Source organism: Amycolatopsis sp. NPDC104863 (assembly GCF_055582965.1).
In genome coordinates this window covers 177,741-196,300 of sequence record NZ_JBVJOW010000004.1, presented here as the reverse complement: position 1 = coordinate 196,300, position 18,560 = coordinate 177,741, and the positions used below count along the sequence as shown (strand labels likewise).

18 protein-coding genes are annotated in these 18,560 nt (G+C 70.2%); 10 read left to right on the top strand and 8 right to left on the bottom strand.

Going from position 1 to position 18,560, the window contains the following annotated elements; genetic code table 11:
• Positions 1 to 28: 28 nt before the first annotated feature.
• The 3 genes from ACZ63J_RS22370 to ACZ63J_RS22360 form a co-directional block, all read right to left on the bottom strand.
• Positions 29 to 334, bottom strand: a complete 306-nt coding sequence (locus ACZ63J_RS22370) for a hypothetical protein (protein ID WP_465312965.1) — start codon at positions 332 to 334, stop codon at positions 29 to 31.
• Entirely contained in the window at positions 321 to 560 is a 240-nt protein-coding gene (locus tag ACZ63J_RS22365) for a DUF397 domain-containing protein (RefSeq protein WP_364522306.1), read from the bottom strand. Before ACZ63J_RS22365 ends, ACZ63J_RS22370 begins: the two co-directional genes overlap by 14 nt.
• 198 nt (positions 561 to 758) lie before the next feature.
• Positions 759 to 1,637, bottom strand: coding sequence for a helix-turn-helix domain-containing protein (locus tag ACZ63J_RS22360; protein ID WP_465312964.1), 879 nt, complete (start codon positions 1,635 to 1,637; stop codon positions 759 to 761).
• Positions 1,638 to 1,837: 200 nt separating this feature from the next.
• Between ACZ63J_RS22360 and ACZ63J_RS22355 the strand changes: the two genes are divergently transcribed.
• Positions 1,838 to 2,635, top strand: coding sequence for an SAM-dependent methyltransferase (locus tag ACZ63J_RS22355; RefSeq protein ID WP_465402835.1), 798 nt, complete (start codon positions 1,838 to 1,840; stop codon positions 2,633 to 2,635).
• Here ACZ63J_RS22355 and ACZ63J_RS22350 read toward each other — a convergent pair whose 3' ends face one another.
• Positions 2,636 to 3,016 carry a sterol carrier family protein gene (locus tag ACZ63J_RS22350; RefSeq protein WP_465402833.1) on the bottom strand — a complete coding sequence of 127 codons (381 nt, stop codon included), beginning with the start codon at positions 3,014 to 3,016 and terminating at the stop codon, positions 2,636 to 2,638. It lies immediately after the preceding gene.
• Positions 3,017 to 3,077: 61 nt separating this feature from the next.
• Between ACZ63J_RS22350 and ACZ63J_RS22345 the strand changes: the two genes are divergently transcribed.
• From ACZ63J_RS22345 to ACZ63J_RS22325, 5 genes are all read left to right on the top strand, one after another.
• Positions 3,078 to 3,767 carry a type VII secretion system-associated protein gene (locus ACZ63J_RS22345; RefSeq protein ID WP_465333717.1) on the top strand — a complete coding sequence of 230 codons (690 nt, stop codon included), beginning with the start codon at positions 3,078 to 3,080 and terminating at the stop codon, positions 3,765 to 3,767.
• Positions 3,768 to 3,865: 98 nt separating this feature from the next.
• Positions 3,866 to 4,669, top strand: coding sequence for a lysozyme (locus tag ACZ63J_RS22340; RefSeq protein WP_465402831.1), 804 nt, complete (start codon positions 3,866 to 3,868; stop codon positions 4,667 to 4,669).
• 242 nt (positions 4,670 to 4,911) lie between these two features.
• Complete coding sequence (locus tag ACZ63J_RS22335) at positions 4,912 to 5,781, top strand: lysozyme (RefSeq protein WP_465402829.1); 870 nt, start codon at positions 4,912 to 4,914, stop codon at positions 5,779 to 5,781.
• A 173-nt stretch (positions 5,782 to 5,954) separates the two neighbouring features.
• A complete protein-coding gene (locus tag ACZ63J_RS22330) occupies positions 5,955 to 6,884 on the top strand; it encodes a hypothetical protein (protein ID WP_465402827.1) in 930 nt (309 codons plus the stop codon).
• Between the two features lie 4 nt (positions 6,885 to 6,888).
• Positions 6,889 to 7,965 carry a pentapeptide repeat-containing protein gene (locus ACZ63J_RS22325; RefSeq protein WP_465402825.1) on the top strand — a complete coding sequence of 359 codons (1,077 nt, stop codon included), beginning with the start codon at positions 6,889 to 6,891 and terminating at the stop codon, positions 7,963 to 7,965.
• A gap of 48 nt (positions 7,966 to 8,013) precedes the next feature.
• Here ACZ63J_RS22325 and purL read toward each other — a convergent pair whose 3' ends face one another.
• Positions 8,014 to 10,320 carry a phosphoribosylformylglycinamidine synthase subunit PurL gene (gene purL / locus ACZ63J_RS22320; RefSeq protein WP_465312957.1) on the bottom strand — a complete coding sequence of 769 codons (2,307 nt, stop codon included), beginning with the start codon at positions 10,318 to 10,320 and terminating at the stop codon, positions 8,014 to 8,016.
• Positions 10,321 to 10,470: 150 nt separating this feature from the next.
• On the opposite strand from purL, the gene ACZ63J_RS22315 reads away from it, so the two are divergent.
• The 3 genes from ACZ63J_RS22315 (at position 10,471) to ACZ63J_RS22305 (ending at position 14,339) form a co-directional block, all read left to right on the top strand.
• On the top strand, positions 10,471 to 12,105 hold the full coding sequence (locus ACZ63J_RS22315; RefSeq protein ID WP_465402823.1) for an ABC transporter ATP-binding protein: 1,635 nt from the start codon (positions 10,471 to 10,473) through the stop codon (positions 12,103 to 12,105).
• Positions 12,102 to 13,847 carry an ABC transporter ATP-binding protein gene (locus tag ACZ63J_RS22310; RefSeq protein ID WP_465333707.1) on the top strand — a complete coding sequence of 582 codons (1,746 nt, stop codon included), beginning with the start codon at positions 12,102 to 12,104 and terminating at the stop codon, positions 13,845 to 13,847. The genes ACZ63J_RS22315 and ACZ63J_RS22310 overlap by 4 nt, the downstream gene beginning before the upstream one ends.
• 66 nt (positions 13,848 to 13,913) lie before the next feature.
• The gene (locus ACZ63J_RS22305; protein ID WP_465402821.1) at positions 13,914 to 14,339 is read left to right on the top strand and encodes a pyridoxamine 5'-phosphate oxidase family protein; all 426 of its coding nucleotides are present in this window, start codon (positions 13,914 to 13,916) and stop codon (positions 14,337 to 14,339) included.
• 82 nt (positions 14,340 to 14,421) lie between these two features.
• Here ACZ63J_RS22305 and purQ read toward each other — a convergent pair whose 3' ends face one another.
• Together purQ and purS are read right to left on the bottom strand one after the other, a co-directional pair.
• On the bottom strand, positions 14,422 to 15,099 hold the full coding sequence (gene purQ / locus ACZ63J_RS22300) for a phosphoribosylformylglycinamidine synthase subunit PurQ (RefSeq protein WP_465333703.1): 678 nt from the start codon (positions 15,097 to 15,099) through the stop codon (positions 14,422 to 14,424).
• Complete coding sequence (gene purS, locus ACZ63J_RS22295) at positions 15,096 to 15,335, bottom strand: phosphoribosylformylglycinamidine synthase subunit PurS (protein WP_086675945.1); 240 nt, start codon at positions 15,333 to 15,335, stop codon at positions 15,096 to 15,098. The genes purQ and purS overlap by 4 nt, the downstream gene beginning before the upstream one ends.
• A 149-nt stretch (positions 15,336 to 15,484) precedes the next feature.
• On the opposite strand from purS, the gene ACZ63J_RS22290 reads away from it, so the two are divergent.
• On the top strand, positions 15,485 to 17,044 hold the full coding sequence (locus ACZ63J_RS22290) for a GMC family oxidoreductase (RefSeq protein ID WP_465402820.1): 1,560 nt from the start codon (positions 15,485 to 15,487) through the stop codon (positions 17,042 to 17,044).
• Here the strand turns inward: ACZ63J_RS22290 and ACZ63J_RS22285 are convergent.
• Positions 17,041 to 18,537 (bottom strand): aldehyde dehydrogenase family protein, encoded by a 1,497-nt coding sequence (locus tag ACZ63J_RS22285; RefSeq protein WP_465333699.1) that lies wholly within the window; start codon positions 18,535 to 18,537, stop codon positions 17,041 to 17,043. The genes ACZ63J_RS22290 and ACZ63J_RS22285 overlap by 4 nt on opposite strands.
• Positions 18,538 to 18,560: the final 23 nt, after the last annotated feature.

Here is an 18,560-nt window from a genome sequence, read left to right as displayed (position 1 = left end):
TTCGGACAGGGCCTGCAGACAGTGCTGACTAACACGCGTCCGGCAACGAGAGGATCTCCGTGAGCACCTGGGCTCCTTCACCGCTGCGGCGCCACAGCCAGCGCTCCGGCTCGAAGATGTTGTCTTCGGTGCCGGGCATCCGGGTCGCCACCACGTCGTCTTCGGCGTTGAGCCGGACGACGTCCACCACGTCGTCGTGCACCCGCACACCGACGACGGCGAGGACCTCACCGCGCTCGTCGGCGGGGTGGACGAACTGGTAGCCGCGAGCCACCAGTTCCTGCAGGCCGGTCTCGATGTCGAAGACGGGGGCGACGGCCTCAGCCGAGGACATCGTCGAACTCACCGTCCTTGGCGCCCGCGAGGAACGCCGCCATCTCGGCGCGGGTGTAGACGAGCGCCGGGCCGGTCGGGAAGCGCGAGTTGCGCATCGCGATCTCGCCGCTGGACAACGGGGCGACCTCGACGCAGTTGCCGACCGAGCCGCTGTAGCTCGCCTTGCGCCACGCGGCTCCGGACAGCCGGTCGGCCGGGATGCCGTTCTCGAATCGCTCAGCCATGGGGTCCCACCTCTCCATGCGGAAGATTTCAAGGCGATGCATCTGCATGTGCATTTGCCCGCGTGACGAACGCTAGCACGTGTTCTTGCAGCGGTAAATGCACGTGCAGAATTTTGTGCACAGTAACTCTATAGAGTGAACGTCACCGGATCAATGAACAGTGAAAACTACGCCACGTGACCGGCCTGACCAGTGAACTTAGATCTCTTGGCGACGCTTCGAGATCCACTCGCGGCTGCGCTCGGGAGTGGCCGCGTCGACCGCCAGCATGTCCAGCCGCCGGCTGTACTTTTCGATCTCTTCACGCTTCTCGACGTAGTGCGCGCCGGTGAGGTACTCGATGTAAGCGATGTTGGGCAGTTCCGGCTCGCCGAACCGCAGCAGCGAAAACGCGTGCTCGGCCGACAGCCCGCTGCGCTCGTACGGCAGGACCTGCACCGAGACGTTCGGCAGTGCGCTCATCTCGAGCAGGTACTCGAGCTGCTGCTTCAGCACGCGCGTTCCGCCGATGGGCCGGTGCAGCACGGACTCGTCGAGCACCATCCACACGCGCGGGGCGTCCGGCCTGCTGAACATCTTCTGGCGCCGCATCCGCAGCGCGACCAGCTGGTCGACGCTCTCGTCCGCCATCTCCGAGCGGCCGTGACTGAAGATCGCGCGGGCGTACGGCTCGATCTGCAGCAGTCCCGAGACGTACAGCGGCTCCCAGATCTGGATCCGCGCGGCCGCCTCTTCCAGGCCGACCAGGTCGGTGAACCAGTTCGGCATCGTGTCGCCGAACCGCCGCCACCAGCCTGGCTCGTTCGACTGCTTCACCATGTCGAGGAAGCTCTGGCGCTCGCCTTCGTCCTCGACGCCGTACATCGTCAGCAGGTCGGTGACGTCGCGTTCCTTGAAACCGACCCGGCCCAGCTCGAGCCGGCTGATCTTCGACTCGGAGCCGCGGATGTTGTACCCGGCCTGCTGCCGGGTGATGCCGGCCTCTTCACGGAGCCGCCGCAGCTGGGAGCCCAGGATCATCCGGCGCGCCGTGGGGCCGATGTTCTGTTCGCCTGCGGACGCGTTCACCGCGTTCATTCCCGGACCTTCCGCGCTCACGTCACCAGGGGGTTCTAGCCCGACTACCGAAAGTACACGTTGGGCCGTCCTGCGCAAAGAGGTGACCCGGTTTACCGCATGCGTGTGTAGTCCTACTCTACGTAGAGTACGAGACTTTCGACACAGAACTTGCGAGGTTCAAGATGCCCGACGCCGCGACCCGGACCGAACGAGTTCCCGTGGGGGTCGACCCGACCCGAGCGAGCATCGCGCGTGTCTACGACGCTTTCCTCCTCGGGAAGGACAACTACGAGATCGACCGCGAGGTCCTGGGGCAGGTGCAGAAGGCCGCTCCGGAGGCGCAGGACCTCGCCTTCGAAAACCGCGGTTTCCTGATCCGGGCGTGCCGGTTCCTCGCCGGTCAGACGGGCATCACCCAGTTCCTGGACCTGGGATCCGGCCTCCCGACGGCGGAGAACACGCACCAGGTCGTCCAGCGCATCCACCCGGAGGCCACGGTCGTCTACGTCGACAACGACCCGGTGGTCCTGGCGCACGGCCGCGCGCTGCTCGAGGAGAACGAGCACACCCACTTCGTCGCCGAGGACATCTTCGAGCCGCAGCGGATCCTCGAGAACGAGGTCGTGCGCGAGCACATCGACTTCACGCAGCCGCTGGTGCTGCTGCAGATGGGCACGCTGCACCACTTCAAGGGCGACAAGGGCCGGCCGAAGGAGATCATGAAGGAGTACGTCGACGCGCTGCCGTCCGGCTCCTTCGTCGGGCTCAGCCACTTCTTCGACCCGCAGAACGACGACTCCGCGACCGCGCGCCGCATGGAGGACTTCTTCGTGCACAGCCCGATGGGCTCCGGCACGTTCCGGACGCAGCAGGAGATCGAAGAGCTCTTCCCCGGCCTCGAAATGGTCGACCCCGGCGTGACGCTGTGCGCCGACTGGTGGCCGGACGGCCCGCGGCTCAAGGAGCTCAACGTCGCCCAGCGGACGATCGCCGGCGGCGTCGGCCGCAAGCCGTAGCTAGCCGCGGACGATCGGCAGCCACTGCGAAAGGTCGGCCCGGGTGCCCGAAGCGGACACCCGGCCGCCGGCCACCGCAGTGGTCCAGTCCAACCGGCCGGTGGCGAGCTCGAGCCACGTGCGCGGGTCGGTCTCGATGACGTTCGGCGGCGTGCCGCGGGTGTGCCGCGGCCCGTCCACGCACTGCACCGCGGCGAACGGCGGCACGCGCACCTCGACCGTCCGCCCCGGAGCGTCGGCCGCGAGCGCGCGGAGACTCAGCCGGACCGCGGCGGCCAGCTCGGGCCGCGCCGGGTCGGGCGCATCGCCCTGCAGCCACGGGGAAATCGCCAGCACCGCCGCACGTAACTGTCCGGGGTCGACCGAACGCGAAGAGGCCATGGGCAAACAGTAGAGTGGCGCACCAAGAGTTTTCAGGCACACCCGAGAACGTGGGGATGAGATGGCGCAGCGGGACGAGGCAGATCGGATGGTTTCGCAGCAGCCCACCGGAAGCGGGGCCGATCACCCCGGCAAGCACAGCCGCGCGGCGCGGCGCAGCGGCCGTCAGGCACGGCGTTCCGGCAAGCACGGCACACCCGAGATCACCGCGGAGATGCGCGAGAACGCCCGCGCCAACCCGAACAGCTGGCTCTACGTCATCGACGAGGCCTTCGACCCGAACGGCCCGGTCCCGTCGTGGGCGGTCGTCGGCGCGTACCCCGTGAACGGCGCGGGCGACGTCGTCGCGGACTTCCACCCCAACGACCGCTACCGGCCCTCGCCCAAGGCGCTCGGTTTCCCGGAGCCGTCGAACGACCTCGAGCACGCGCTGCAGCTCGTCCGCACCGAGCACCGCCCGGCGTCGGACCTGCCGAAGATCGTCCTCGACGCGACGCTGTTCGTCTACGCGATGTCGCCGGTGCAGCGGACCGTGATCGGCTTCCACAACACCGACGGCCGGGTGATGGTGCCCGCGTACACGCGCAAGACGCTCGTCCCGCGCGAGTGGCCGCACGCCCGCGCGGTGCTCGGCCGCGACATGGTCGGCCTGCTCGGCGGGCACCCGGTCGCGATCAACCCGCACGACCTGATCACGGCCGTCGTGCCGGCGGAGCACCTCGTGAAGGCCCTCGCCGAAGAAACGCGCTGACCTGCGGGTATCACCCCATCGAGTGAGCATCGATTCGCCGGATCGGCGACACCGGTGCATCGTGAGGCTGACGGAAACTCACGGGACCGGTGGGGAGCATGAGGGTGAAACGTCGTTCGCTGCCGCCCGTCGTCCTAGCCGTGGGCCTGCTCTTCGCCGGGCAAGCCCCGGCGACGGCTGACGACGTCTACGCCGGGGCCGAAGAGCACTTCGCCGGTTCGCAGATCGCCAGAGTCGAAGGCGTCGAAGCGGTGCCCGGCGTCCTGTACGCGACCGAAGACCAGCAGCTCGGCCACGACGTCAGCGGGCACCAGGGCCCGGTCGACTGGTCCGGCGCGGCGGGGTCGGGCGCGAAGTTCGTCTACGTCAAGGCAACCGAAGGCACCGGCTTCGTCAACCCGCAGTTCGCCCAGCAGTACAACGGTTCCTACAACGCGGGCCTGATCCGCGGCGCCTACCACTTCGCCCGCCCGGACATCTCCGACGGCGCGTCCCAGGCCCGCTACTTCCTGGCCCACGGCGGCGGCTGGTCGGCGGACGGCCGGACCCTGCCGGGCGCGCTCGACGCGGAGTACAACCCGTACGGCGAAACCTGCTACGGCAAGGACGCCGCCGGAATGGTCCGCTGGCTCAGCGACTTCTCCGAGACCTACCGCGCGGCCACCGGCCGGTATCCGACGATCTACACGTCGACGAGCTGGTGGAAGCGCTGCACGGCGAACAACGGCGGCTTCGGCGGAAACCCGCTGTGGATCGCCCGCTACAACACGTTCGTCGGCGAGCTCCCGGCCGGCTGGGCGGTGCACACGATCTGGCAGTTCGCCGACCGCGGCACCCTGCCGGGCGACCAGAACTGGTTCAACGGCTCGGCCGACCGGTTGCGGGCGCTCGCCCTGGGCTGACCAGCGGCGCTCCGAGTGCCGCCCGATCGCGGGTTCCCACGCTCGGCCGAACGGCGCAGCATCCCGGTAATAGGTGTTAACCAGTCACCAATTGAAGATCGTCTTCCCGGGAAAATCACCCACACGTATACCCAATTTCACGGAACTGAGTGACAAACGCCACTTCGTCCTTAACAATCGTGCACGGGCGGCTACCTGCAGTAAGCCGCCCTCCGCGAGGGTATCCGTGAAGGGATTCAACGATGTCCATTCCCCGAAGAGGGCGGCTGTTCGCTGCCCTCGTCGTCCCGGCCACGCTGCTCCTGCTCGGCAGCACGGCCCAGGCGACGACCTTTTCCCCCGAAGTCGACCCCGTGTCCGCGATCAACGCGGACATCGCTCAGCACAACCACGAACTGGGGTCGCAGATCCGGCGCGTCGAAGGGGACACGTCGACGCCGGACTCGCAGAAGGCGGCGCAGCAGCCGCAGCCCGGCCAGGCCATCCCCGGCCAGGTGCTGGCCACCGTCGCCGGCATCGACGTCGCCAGCTACCAGGGCAACGTCGACTGGGCGACCTACTGGAACCAGGGCAAGCGGTTCGTCTGGACCAAGGCCACGGAGAGCACCAGCTACACCAACCCGTACTTCGCGCAGCAGTACAACGGCTCCTTCAACCAGGGCTTCATCCGCGGCGCCTACCACTTCGCGACCCCGAACACCGCGAGTGGCGCGGCGCAGGCCCGGTACTTCGTCGCCCACGGCGGCGGCTGGTCGAAGGACGGCAAGACCCTGCCGGGCGCGCTCGACATGGAGTACAACCCGTACGGCGCGACCTGCTACGGCCTGAGCAAGGCGGGGATGACGTCGTGGATCCTCGACTTCCACGACACCTACCACTCGCTGACCGGCCGGTACCCGGTGATCTACACGTCGACCAGCTGGTGGAGCCAGTGCGTCAGCGGTGACTTCTCCAGCACGGCCCCGCTGTGGGTCGCGCGGTACGCGTCGTCGGTCGGCACCCTGCCCTACAACTGGGGCTTCTACACCGTTTGGCAGTACACCTCCAGCCCGCTCGACCAGGACACCTTCAACGGTGCCTACGACCGGCTCCAGGCCCTAGCCAACGGCTGACCCGCACCACCCCGGCTCCCGGATCGTGACGACTTCGCGTCGGCTCGGCCGGGAGCCGGTTTCATGCCGTACCGTCCGAGCTTGCAGAATGCTGCGCACACGTCTGGGGGAACCGCACGGGGCTGCCGGACGTCGGAAGCGCACGAACAGCCAGCGCCCGGAAGGCACGAAAGATGACGTACCCGCCTCAGCCGGGCCAGCCCGGTCAGCCCGATCCGTACGGGCAGCAGCCGCAGTCCGGCGGCTTCCAGCAGCAGCCGTACCCGCAGCAGGGCGGGTGGGACCCCAACCAGCAGCAGCCCTACCCGACGCAGCAGTACCCGCAGGGCTGGGACCCGAGCCAGCAGCAGGGGTACCCGTCGGGCGGGTTCCCGGCAAGCCCGCAGCCGCAGTGGGGCGACCCGAACACCCAGCAGCAGTGGGGTGACCCGAACGCGCAGCAGCAGTCGGCGTGGGCGGACCCGAACGCGCAGCAGTACGGCCAGCAGGCCTGGGACCCGAACCAGGGTGGCCAGATGTCGGGCTGGGACCCGGCGACCGGGGGTTACTCGCAGGGCTTCGGCGGGCCGCCGGCGCCGCCGAAGAAGAGCAAGACGGGGATGTGGATCGCCGTCGGCGCCACCGTGGTGGTCGTGCTGGCGGCGCTGGGTGTGACCGGTTTTGTCGCGCCGGGGTTCTTCCTGTCGAAGGACGACAACACCAACGTCGCGGCCCCGCCGGCGTCGAGCACGTCCGCGAAGCCGACGGCACCGAAGTCGACCCCGAAGAAGACGACGACGTCGGCGTCCAAGCCGCCGGCCGGTGGGGACGGCAGCACGGACGCCAAGGCGGTGCTGCAGGGCTTCATCGACAAGCTGAACGCGGACGACAAGACCGGCGCGATCGCGCTGGGCTGCGCCGACTCGAAGGAACTGCTCGACTCGTGGCTCGACACGTTCCTCAAGCCGCCGCTGAAGCTGCAGCTCGGCGAGGTGCCGGACGACGAGTTCCTGGTCGAGGGCCAGGTCACCGGGACGTCCGCGGGCAAGAACGTCAAGGGCACCCTGAGCGCGACGAACTTCGACGACAAGGGTTTCTGCATCAGCACCATGCTGGTTTCCTGAGCGGGTGAAGCTGTGGCGATCACCGCTGGCGTGGACGTTCTTCGCGTCGCTGGTGCTGTTGGTGGGGGTCGGCGGCTGGCTGCTGACCGACCCCGCCACCAGCCGCAGTGACGCGCTGAAGACGGGCGGCCTCGCGGGCGGCGCGATCGTGGCGCTGTACGCGCTGTGGCTGAACGACCGGCGCCGCCGCGTCGAAGAACGGCGTCAGGACATCGAGCGCCGGCGGCACGAACTGGAGTCGCAGCGAGCGGAGCAGGACCGCGAGCGCGTCGCGGACGAGCGGTTCGCAAAGGCGGTCGAGCTGCTCGGCCACGACGCCGACCAGGTGCGGGTGGGGGCGTTGCACGCGCTGGCGGGACTGGCGCGGAGCCGGCCGGAGTACACGCAGACGGTGCTGGACGTGCTGTGCTCGTACCTGCGACGGCCGTTCACCCGTCCGTCCGCCGCGGCCGATGCCGGCGCCGACCCGGAACCGGAGCGCGAGCTGACGGTCCGGCTCACGGCGCAGCGGCTGGTCGCCGACCTGCTGCCCCCGCGAGACGACGACGCTCCGGCGTACGACCTGGACCTGACCGGCGCGTCGCTGGAGTACTTCGACCTTTCCGGCAAGCTCGTCGGCGGCCTCCTGCTGCGGTACGCGTCCTTGCACAGCAGCACGAACCTCAGCGGCAGCCGCTTCACCGGCCGGGTGTACCTCACCGCGGCGGGCACCGGCTCGGGCCGGCTGCTGGGCTACTTCCGCTGCCGCGGCGCGGTGTTCGAAAGCCACGCCTGGTTCAGCGGAACGACTTTCGCCGAGGACGCCGAGTTCACGGACACGACGTTCGCCGGGAAGACGACGTTCAAGGACGCGAAGTTCCGGAAGGACGCCGTGTTCACCGGCGTGGTCGCCTCGTGCGAGCTCGATCTGCGACGGACCGGCTTCGAGGGGCAGACCGATCTGCGGTTTGCCACGCTGCCGGAGTCGGTGTCGCTGTACAACACCCGCGTTCGGTCCGAAAAGGACACTCAGCTGCCGGCGGGCTGGAAGCTGGAGGAACTGCGCGACGGGGAGTCCCGGATCGTCGCCGAGCTCGGCTGAGCCTACGAGGGCGAAGACGGCGGGTTCCGCCGCCTTCGCCCTCGTAGGTCAGTCGAACAGCGCGGGAAGCGTGCTCTCCCAAGCGGTCCGCAGCTCGTCCAACGTGAACTCCGTAATCCCCTGCAGCTCCAACGTCCCCGACTCCGGGTCCACCACACCGGTCTTGCGCCAAGGCAGACCGCGCGCCGTGCACATCTCCGTGAAACGCAGCTCCTCCGTGCGCGGGACCGCCACCAGCACGCGGCCCGACGACTCCGAGAACAGCTGCACGAACGGGTCCTCGTCACTGTCCAGGAACACCCGCGCGCCGCACTGTCCGATGAGGACCGTCTCGATGAACGCCTGGATCAGGCCGCCGTCCGCGAGGTCGTGGGCCGCCGAGATCATTCCGTCGCGCGAACCCGCCACCAGGACGTCCGCCAGGAGCTTCTCGCGCGCCAGGTCCACCCGCGGGGGCACCCCGCCGAGGTGGCCGTGGAGCTCACGGGCCCAGGCCGAGCCGTCCAGCTCGTCGTGCGTTTCGCCCAGCAGCAGCAGGGTTTCGCCCGCCTCCGCGCCGATGCCCGTCGGGATGCGGCGGGTCACGTCGTCGATCACGCCGAGGACGCCGATCACCGGCGTCGGCAGGATCGCCGTCGAACCCGTCTGGTTGAAGAAGCTCACGTTGCCGCCCGTCACCGGGATGCCCAGTTCGACGCAGCCGTCCGCGAGACCGTGCACGGCCTGCTCGAACTGCCACATCACGCCCGGGTCGGTCGGCGCGCCGAAGTTCAGGCAGTCCGACACCGCCACCGGGGTCGCGCCGCCCGTCGCCACGTTGCGGTACGCCTCCGCCAGCGCCAGCTGCGCGCCGCGGTACGGGTCGAGGTAGACGAACTTGCTGTTGCAGTCCGTCGCCACCGAGACGCCGCGGCCACTCGACTCGTCGATCCGGATCATCCCCGAGTCGGACGGCTGTGACAGCACGGAGTTACCGCGCACGTAACGGTCGTACTGCGACGTCACCCATTCCTTCGACGCCTGGTTCGGCGACGCGATCAACCGCAGGATGTCCGCCCGCAGTTCGTCCGGAGTGGACGGACGCGGCAGCGACGCCGAAGTGTCCGCGATAAGCGCGTCCTGAAAGGACGGTCGCTCGATCGGCCGGTCGTACACCGGGCCCTGGTGCGCCACCGTGTGCGCCGGGACGTCGACGACGACCTCGTCGTTCCAGGTGATCACCAGGTGCTCGCCGTCGGTGACCTCGCCGATGTCGGTGGCGATGACGTCCCACTTGCGGCAGACCGCCATGAACGCCTCGACGTTCTCCGGCGACACGACCGCGCACATGCGTTCCTGCGACTCGCTGGAGAGCACCTCCGCGGGCGTCATTCCCGTGGCGCGCAACGGAACCCGGTCGAGGTAGATGTGCATGCCGCCGTCGCCGGCCGCGGCCAGCTCCGACGTCGCGCAGGACAGCCCGGCGCCGCCGAGGTCCTGGATGCCGACGACCAGCTTCTGCGCGAACAGCTCGAGGCAGCACTCGATGAGCACCTTCTCGGTGAACGGGTCACCCACCTGGACGCTCGGCAGCTTCTTGCGGCCACCCGACGACTCGTCACCCGAAAAGGTGTCACTCGCCAGGACGGAAACGCCGCCGATGCCGTCGAGGCCGGTGCGCGCGCCGAACAGGATGATCTTGTTGCCGGTGCCGGACGCGAACGCCAGGTGCAGGTCTTCGACGCGCATCGCGCCGACGCACAGCGCGTTCACCAGCGGGTTGCCGCTGTACGACGGGTCGAACACCAGCTCGCCGCCGATGTTCGGCAGGCCGAGGCAGTTGCCGTAACCACCGACACCCGCGACGACACCGGGCAGCACGCGCTTGGTGTCGGGGGCGTCGGCCGGGCCGAAGCGCAGCGCGTCGGCGACCGCGAGCGGGCGCGCGCCCATCGCCATGATGTCGCGCACGATGCCGCCGACACCGGTCGCGGCGCCCTGGTACGGCTCCACATAGGACGGGTGGTTGTGGCTCTCCACCTTGAAGGTGACCGCCCAGCCCTCGCCGATGTCGACGACACCCGCGTTCTCACCGATGCCGGCCAGCATCTTGGCCTTCATCTCGTCGGTGGCGGTCTCCCCGAAGTACCGCAGGTGCTTCTTCGACGACTTGTAGGAGCAGTGCTCGCTCCACATCACCGAGTACATGGCCAGCTCGGCGTCGGTGGGCCGGCGGCCGAGGATTTCCCGGATGCGGGCGTACTCGTCGTCGGCGAGCCCGAGCTCGCGATACGGCTGGCTGTGGTCCGGGGTCGCCCCGGCGCGCTCGGTGGTGTCAACGGTGCTGGTCACGGTGTCCGTGTCAGGGTTCGCCACGGCCGCCAGGATACGGGCAGCCCGGCAGCGCCCCGGACGGTGGGCCGCCGAAATCGGGTGCGCCGCGGCCGGTGTGAGCGGGCCGACACCGGAAGGGCCGCGGCGAAAATCGGTCGCCTTCCGCTGGTGGTCGGCTTACCGTCGGGAATCGTGCTTTCCGCCACATATCCCTTTCCGCCGCTGCGGCTGCCCGCACGGCCGACCGCGAGCCGCTTCCTGCTCGCCGTGTTCCGGGCCCGGGTGGGCTCGGTCCTCGGCGCGGCCGCGATCGGTGTCGTCTGGGCGCTCCCGGGCGCGCTGCTGCCGCTGGTCGTCGGCCAGGGCATCGGCGCCATCGTCGCGCACGACGGCGGGGCGATCTGGCGCTGGGCGCTGGCCGCGGCCGCCCTCGGCGTCGTCCAGACCCTGTCCGGGACCTGGCTGCACTTCCTCAACTACGGCCTGTGGCTGCACGGCGCGGGCTCGACGCAGCGGGCGGTGTCGGCGCACACCACGCGCGTCGGCGCCGGCCTGCGGGAGCAGACGACCACCGGCAACCTCGTTGCGATCTCGACGACCGACATCAACCACATCGGCAACACCGTCGAGATGACCGGACGCGCGTTCGGCTCGCTGCTGGCGTTCGTCGTGGTCGCGGTGTGGCTGCTCTCGACGTCACCGCTGCTCGGCCTGGTCGCGCTGGTCGGTGTGCCGGTCGCGGTGCTGGGCATCGGGCCGCTGCTGGCGCCGCTGCAGAACCGCAAGGCCAAGCAGCGCGAGAAGCGCGGAGACGTCAACGCGCTCGGCGCGGACATCGTGTCCGGCCTGCGGATCCTGCGCGGCATCGGCGGTGAGCGGCGGTTCTTCACCCGCTTCCGCGAGACGAGCCAGCGGGTGCGGGTGGCCGGCATCGAGGTCGGCCAGGCCGAGGCGTGGCTGGCCGCGGCCGAGATCGCGCTGCCCGGCCTGGTCACCGTGGTGATCACCTGGCTGGGCGCGCGGCTGGCCGTCGCGGGCTCGATCGACGTCGGGCAGCTGGTGGCGTTCTACGGCATCTCGGCGTTCCTCATCTGGCCGGTCTCCGCCGCGACGGAGGCGGTCGGGTCGATCACGTCGGGCCTGGTCGCGTCACGGAAGGTCGCGGCGCTGCTGGCGATCCAGCCGAAGCTGGCGGACCCGGAGACACCCGAACGGCTGCCCGAAGGGCCGCTGGAGCTGGTGGACACCGAGTCCGGGATCCGCGTCGCGGCCGGGCGGCTGACGGTCGTCGACCTCGGCGCCGACGGTGAGGCGGTGGCCGACCGGCTGGCCCGGTTCGCCGATCCGGCCGACGGCGAAGAGGTGCTGGTCGGCGGGATCCGCGCGGACCACGTCGCGCTCGCGGAGCTGCGGCGGCGGGTCGTGTACGCACACAACCAGGACATCTGGTTCTCCGGCGTGCTGCGCGAGCAGCTGGCGCCGGCGCGGCCGAGCGAGGTCAGCATCACCGAAGCGCTCTACGCGGCCGATGCCGACGACATCATCGAGGCGCTGCCCAACGGCGTCGACGAGCTGATCGGCGAGCGCGGCCGCGAGGTGTCCGGTGGTCAGCGGCAGCGGCTGAACCTGGCCCGCGCGCTGGCGGTCGACGCCGACGTGCTGGTGCTGGACGAGCCGACGTCGGCGGTCGACGCGCACACGGAGGCGCGCATCACCGAGCGCGTCACGGCGCTGCGCCGCGGCAAGACGACGGTGGTGTTCAGTCAGAGTCCACTGTGGACACACGTGGCCGACGAGGTCTTCACGGCGAAAGGGGTGACGGTATGAGGAGGCTTCCCACGGCGTCCCGGCAGGACGTCCGCCGCTGGGCGCGGAAGACGGCAGTGAGCCACAAACGCGAGTTCGGGCTGCTGCTCGGCTCGCTGGCCGTCGCGACGCTGATCGGGCTGGCCGCGCCGCAGCTGCTCGGCGCGCTCGTCGACGACGTCGCGGCCGGCACCACGACCGGGCACGTCGACCTGCTCGCGGCCGTGTTCGTGGTGATCCTGGTGCTGCAGGCGCTGGCGCGGAAGATCGCGCGGATGCGCGGCGCGGTGTTCGGCGAGCTGGTGCTGGCCGAGACCCGCGAGGAGTTCGTCGGGACGGCGCTGCAGCTGCCGCTGGGCACGGTCGAGGCGGCCGGCACCGGCGACCTGCTCAGCCGTGCCACCACCGACCTCGGCCGGATCGACCACGCGGCGCGGTTCGCGGCGCCGGAGATCCTGGTCGCGGCGGTGACCGTGGTGTTCACGGTCGTCGCGATGGTGCTGACGTCACCGCTGCTGTCGCTGAGCCTGCTGGTCGCGTTGCCGCTGCTGGTCACCGTCAACATCTGGTACCAGCGGCGGATCCCGTCGGTGATGCAGTGGATGCTCGACCGCTGGGCGGACCTGACCACGAGCGTCCACGAGACGGCCGAGGGCGCGCGCACGGTCGAGGCGCTCGGCCTCACCGACCGGCGGATCGACGCGGCGCACGAAGCGCTGGAGCTCAGCATCTACGGCGAGCGCCGGATGCGGGCCCTGCAGCTGCGCTGGCTGCCGTCGCTGGAGATCAGCTACGTGCTGCCGCTGGCGGTCATGCTGCCGCTCGGGCTGCTCGCGTACACGCGCGGCTGGGCCGGGCTCGGCGAGATCACCACGATGCTGCTGTACGTCCAGGCGATGGCGACCCCGCTCAACGAGGCGCTGTTCTGGCTGGAGGACCTGCAGGTCGCGGGGGCCGCGGCGCGGCGGATCCTGGGTGTCCACTCGGTGGCCCTCGAGGAGGCGCCGAAGGTGACGGAGGTGCCGCGCGGGCGGGACATCGACGTGCACGGCGTCCGGTTCGCCTACACCGCCGACCGTGAGGTGCTGCACGGCATCGACCTGCGGGTGCCACGCGGCGAGCGGCTGGCGATCGTCGGGCCGTCCGGCGCGGGCAAGTCGACGCTCGGCCGGCTGCTGGCCGGCATCGCGGCGCCGTCGTCGGGCTCGGTCCGGATCGGCGGCCAGGACGTTTCGGCGCTGGCCGACGACGTCCTGCGCGGCGAGGTCCTGCTGCTGACCCAGGAGCACCACGTCTTCTCGGGCACGCTGCGCCAGAACCTCGCGCTCCCGGCGCGGCGCGCGGGCGGCGACTGGACGGACGACGAGCTGCTGGCGGCGCTGACCTCGGCGGGCGCGTCCGACTGGGTCGCGTCGCTGCCTTCCGGCCTCGACACGAAGCTGGGCTCGGGCGAGCACCCGGTGCCGGCGGCGATCGCGCAGCAGCTGGCGCTGGCCCGCGTGGTCCTGGCGGACCCGCACACGCTGGTGCTCGACGAAGCGACGTCGCTGCTGGACACCGGCTCGGCGCGGGATCTGGAGCGGTCGCTGAACAGCGTGCTGGAGGGACGCACGGTGATCGCGATCGCCCACCGCCTCCACACGGCCGCGGCGGCCGACCGGGTCGCGGTGGTCGAAGGCGGCCGGATCACGGAGCTGGGTTCGCACTCGGCGCTGCTGGCGGCGGGCGGTTCGTACGCACGTCTGGTGGCGGCGGCTTCGTAGTCCGGAATGTCCGGAGTTCGCGCGGTGTTGCTCCCCGGGTAGAGGATCTTCTGCCTGGGGAGTGACATGTCCTTCGTGATGACGGCGGCCGAGCGCGAATCGTTCCTGAGCGGTGTCCACGTCGGGGTGCTGGCGGTGGAGCGCGCCGGCCGGGCCCCGCTCGCGGTCCCGGTCTGGTACGACTACGAACCCGGCGGTGAGCTGCTGATCTGGATGGAACGCGAGACGGTCAAGGACCGCGCGATCACGGCGGCGGGCCGGCTGAGCCTGGCCGTCCAGGACGAGAACCCGCCGTACAGGTACGTGACGGTCGAGGGCCCGGTCATCGCGAACGACAAACCGCCGACGCGCGAACAGGCGCTGCGGATAGCGGGCCGCTACTGGCCCAGGGCCGAGGCGACGGCGTACGTCGACTCGGCGCTCGGCGAGCGGTCGGTCCTGGTGCGCGTCCGCCCGGAGAAGTGGCTGTCGAACGACCAGAGCAAGAGCTGAGCCCTGTGGACAACCCGCGTCCACGGGCCCGGAACTGTCGGTGCCCCTCGGTAACATGGATACCGGGGGGCGCCGCCCGCCCTCAAGCCTTGATCAGCGCGTCCACCGCGCTGTAGAACATGCCCAGCCCGTCGTCCGACGGCCCGGTCAGCGCGTCGATCGCGTGCTCCGGGTGCGGCATCAGCCCGACGACCCGGCCGTTCTCGCTCCGGATCCCCGCGATGTCGTTGCGCGACCCGTTCGGGTTGCCGCCCACGTACCGGAACACCACGCGCCCCTCGGCCTCGAGCTCGTCCAAAGTGGACTGCTCGGCCACGTAGCAGCCGTCGATGTTCTTCATCGGGATCAGGATCTCGGCGCCCTGCTCGTACCGGGTGGTCCACGCGGTTTCGGTGTTCTCGACGCGCAGCCACTGGTCGCGGCAGATGAAGTGCAGACCCTGGTTGCGGATCATCGCGCCCGGCAGCAGGCCCGCCTCGCAGAGGATCTGGAAGCCGTTGCAGATGCCGAGCACCGGCATGCCCGCGCGCGCCGCCTCGATCACCGGCGTCATGACCGGCGCGAACCGGGCGATCACGCCTGCGCGCAGGTAGTCGCCGTAGGAGAAGCCGCCCGGGACGACCACGGCGTCGACGTCGTGCAGGTTCTCGTCGGCGTGCCACAGGGGCACGGCCTCCGCGTCGGCGTAGCGGACCGCGCGGGCCGCGTCGCCGTCGTCGAGCGTGCCGGGGAAGGTGATGACGCCGATGCGCGCGCTCACGCGTCCACCCGCGTGATGGTCCACTGCTCGATGACCGGGTTCGCGAGGAAGCCTTCGGCGATCTTCTCGAGCGTCGCGTCGTCGACCGTGTCGTCGACCTCGATCTCGAAGTGCTTGCCCTGGCGGATCTCCTTGATCCCGGTGAAGCCGAGACGGCCGGCGGCGCCGAGCGCGGCCTGTCCCTGCGGGTCGAGGATTTCGGGCTTCGGCATGACGTCGACGACGACTCGGGCCACGGCAGGCTGCTCCTTATTCACGCAGGTCGTGGGTACCCCGCGAGCATAGTTCACCCAGTTCCGCAGGCGGCGGGCACCTAGACTGGCCGCGGGCGCCGACCTGCGCCATGATGAGTCGTTGACATCGCGCCAACAGCTGTGGAGGCACCGTGGACTCCTACGACTACGTGATCATCGGCGCCGGGAGCGCGGGCTGCGTGCTGGCGAACCGGCTCACCGAGGATCCGTCGGCCCAGGTCCTGTTGCTCGAAGCGGGCGGCGAGGACACCGCGGACGAAATCCACATCCCGGCGGCGTTCGCCTCGCTGTTCAAGACCAAGTGGGACTGGAACTACGAGACGGTCGAGCAGAAGCACACCGGCAAGCCGGCCTACTGGCCGCGCGGGAAGATGCTCGGCGGCTGCTCGTCGATCAATGCGATGATCTACATCCGCGGCAACCGCGCCGACTACGACGGCTGGCGCGATTCCCACGGCGCCGAGGGCTGGGGCTGGGACGACGTCCTCCCCTACTTCAAGCGCGCCGAGGGCAACCAGCGGCTCGGCGGCCCGCTGCACGGCACCGACGGCCCGCTGCACGTCGAGGACCGCCGCTTCACCCACGAGCTGTCGAGCGCGTGGGTCGACTCGGCCGTCGCGTGGGGCCTCAAGCGCACCGACGACTTCAACGGCGAGAGCCAGGAAGGCGCCGGCGTCTACCAGGTGACCTGCAAGAAGGGCCGCCGCTGGTCGACCGCCGACGCCTACCTGCGGCCCGCCTTGGAGCGGCCGAACCTCACGGTGAAGACGAACGCGCCGGCCACCCGGGTCGTCTTCGAGGGCACGCGCGCGACCGGCGTGTCCTATTTGGACAACGGCGTCGAGGTCACGGCCCACGCGTCGGCCGAGGTTCTGTTGAGCGGTGGCGCGGTGAACTCGCCGCAGCTGCTGATGGTCTCCGGCGTCGGGCCGGCCGAGCACCTGCGTGAGCACGGCATCACCGTCGTCGCGGCGCTGCCCGGCGTCGGCGAGAACCTGCACGACCACCCGGCGTGCGGGATCATCTGGTCCACGCGCGGCACGACCGACCTCGTCGACGCCGCCACGCCGGCCGGTCTCGTTCGCTACCAGCTGACGAAGCGCGGGCCGCTGGCGTCGAACATCGGGGAAGCCGGCGCGTTCTTCCCGACCGGCGACGGCCTGCCCGCGCCGGACATGCAGATCCACGTCGCACCGACGTTGTTCTACGACAACGGTTTGCGCGAGCCGACCGTCCCCGGGTTCACGTCGGCGGCGACGCTGGTGGACGTCGCGAGCCGCGGCCGGCTGCGGCTGAAGTCGGCGAACCCGTTATGGAAGCCGGAAATCGACCCGGCTTACTACGCGGAGTCCGCCGACATGGACAAGATGATCGCCGGCCTGCGCGCGTTGATCGAGATCGGCCGGGTCGGCCCGCTGAAGCGGTTCCTGGACCAGCCGTTCCTGCCGGCGCGGCACGATCTGACCGACGCCGAGCTGGCCGACCACATCCGCGAGAACACGCAGACGCTCTACCACCCGGTCGGCACGTGCTCGATCGGTTCGGTGGTCGACCCGCAGCTGCGGGTGCTCGGGGTCGAGGGCCTGCGCGTGGTCGACGCGTCCGTGATGCCCGTGGTGCCGCGGGGCAACACGAACGCGCCGACGATCATGGTCGCCGAGAAGGCGGCCGACCTGATCCGGGGCCGCTAGCGCTTGCCGTGGAGGATGGTCACCAGCTTGACGACCAGCGCGTCCGTGGACTCCTTGCGGCTGAACGACGTCAGCGTCAACGGCGCCGTGAAGCGCTGACGCGCGATCGCCTTCGTGCGGGCGAACTCGCGCAGCCCCTCCGGGCCGTGGATGCGGCCGAAGCCGGAGTCGCCCACACCGCCGAACGGCAGTGACGCGATCCCGGCGAACGAGAGCGGCGCGTTGATCGACGTCATGCCGGTGCGCAGCCGCTCGGCCAGTTCGACACCGCGGGACTTCGAGAAGACCGTCGAGCCCAAGCCGTACTTCGTGTGGTTCGCCTTCTCGATCGCTTCGTCCATGTCGCGGACCTTCGCGATGGTCACCGTCGGGCCGAACGTCTCCTCGGTGACCGCCTCGGAGTCCTCCGGGACGTCGATGAGCACCGTCGGCTGGGCGTAGCGGTCGCCGACGGACTCCTCACCACCGAGGACGGCCTTGCCGCCGCGGGCCAGCGCGTCCTGGATGTGCCGCTTGATCACGCCGAGCTGCGAAGGCATCGTGACCGGGCCGTACTGCGCGGCCTCGTCCGAACCCGCGCGGACGTCCTTCGTCTTCTCGACGACCTTCGCGACGAACTCGTCGTGCACCTTCTCGTGGACGTACACCCGCTCGACGCCGATACAGGTCTGGCCGGAGTTGGAGAACGCGCCCCACACGGTCGCGTCGGCGGCGGCGTCGAGGTCGGCGTCCACGTCGACGAGCACCGGGTCCTTGCCGCCCGCCTCGATGACGACCGGCGTCAGCGTCTCGGCGGCCGCGGCCATGATCCGCTTGCCGGTGGCGGTCGAGCCGGTGAACGCGATCTTGTCGACACCCGCGCCGACCAGCGCCGCGCCGGTCTCGCCGAAGCCGGTGATCAGCTGCAGCACCGGCTGCTCCGGCACGATCTCGGCGAAGGCGTCAACCAGCCACTTCCCGACACCGGGGGTGTACTCGCTGGGCTTGAAGACGACGGCGTTGCCCGCGGCGAGCGCGTACGCGATCGAGCCGAGCGGGGTGAACACCGGGTAGTTCCACGGGCCGATCACGCCGACCACGCCCAGCGGCTGGTACTCGACGGTCGCCGCCTGGTTCGACATCAGCAGCCCGGCGGAGCGCTTCTGCTTGCCGAGGATCTTCTTCGCGTGCTTGCCCGCCCACGCGATGTGTTCGATGGCCAGGACGCTCTCGAGCTGCGCGTCGGCGATCGGCTTGCCGGTCTCGTCGCGCACGACCTGGCACAGCTGCGGCAGCCGCCGCGTCAGGACGCCCTTCCAGCTCTTGAGCCGCTCCGCGCGCCCGGCGAAGCCGAGGTCGGCCCACCACTGCGCCGCGACGCGCGCTCGCGCGACGGCCGCCTGCACGTCTTCGGCGCTGTGCACGGGGTAGGTTCCGACCACCTCGTCGGTCGCCGGGCTCAGCGAGTCGAAGGTCTCGCCGACCGACGTCGGCTTCGGCTGGACGGCAGTCATCGGCGTCTCCCTGGAGGTCGCGG

Bases quoted from the DNA above. Each gene is read 5' to 3' on its own strand.
- ACZ63J_RS22370 (WP_465312965.1), bottom strand. From the start codon at position 334: ATGTCCTCGGCTGAGGCCGTCGCCCCCGTCTTCGACATCGAGACCGGC.
- ACZ63J_RS22365 (WP_364522306.1), bottom strand. From the start codon at position 560: ATGGCTGAGCGATTCGAGAACGGCATCCCGGCCGACCGGCTGTCCGGA.
- ACZ63J_RS22360 (WP_465312964.1), bottom strand. From the start codon at position 1,637: ATGAACGCGGTGAACGCGTCCGCAGGCGAACAGAACATCGGCCCCACG.
- ACZ63J_RS22350 (WP_465402833.1), bottom strand. From the start codon at position 3,016: ATGGCCTCTTCGCGTTCGGTCGACCCCGGACAGTTACGTGCGGCGGTG.
- ACZ63J_RS22345 (WP_465333717.1), top strand. From the start codon at position 3,078: ATGGCGCAGCGGGACGAGGCAGATCGGATGGTTTCGCAGCAGCCCACC.
- ACZ63J_RS22340 (WP_465402831.1), top strand. From the start codon at position 3,866: ATGAGGGTGAAACGTCGTTCGCTGCCGCCCGTCGTCCTAGCCGTGGGC.
- ACZ63J_RS22335 (WP_465402829.1), top strand. From the start codon at position 4,912: ATGTCCATTCCCCGAAGAGGGCGGCTGTTCGCTGCCCTCGTCGTCCCG.
- ACZ63J_RS22330 (WP_465402827.1), top strand. From the start codon at position 5,955: ATGACGTACCCGCCTCAGCCGGGCCAGCCCGGTCAGCCCGATCCGTAC.
- ACZ63J_RS22310 (WP_465333707.1), top strand. From the start codon at position 12,102: ATGAGGAGGCTTCCCACGGCGTCCCGGCAGGACGTCCGCCGCTGGGCG.
- ACZ63J_RS22305 (WP_465402821.1), top strand. From the start codon at position 13,914: ATGTCCTTCGTGATGACGGCGGCCGAGCGCGAATCGTTCCTGAGCGGT.
- ACZ63J_RS22285 (WP_465333699.1), bottom strand. From the start codon at position 18,537: ATGACTGCCGTCCAGCCGAAGCCGACGTCGGTCGGCGAGACCTTCGAC.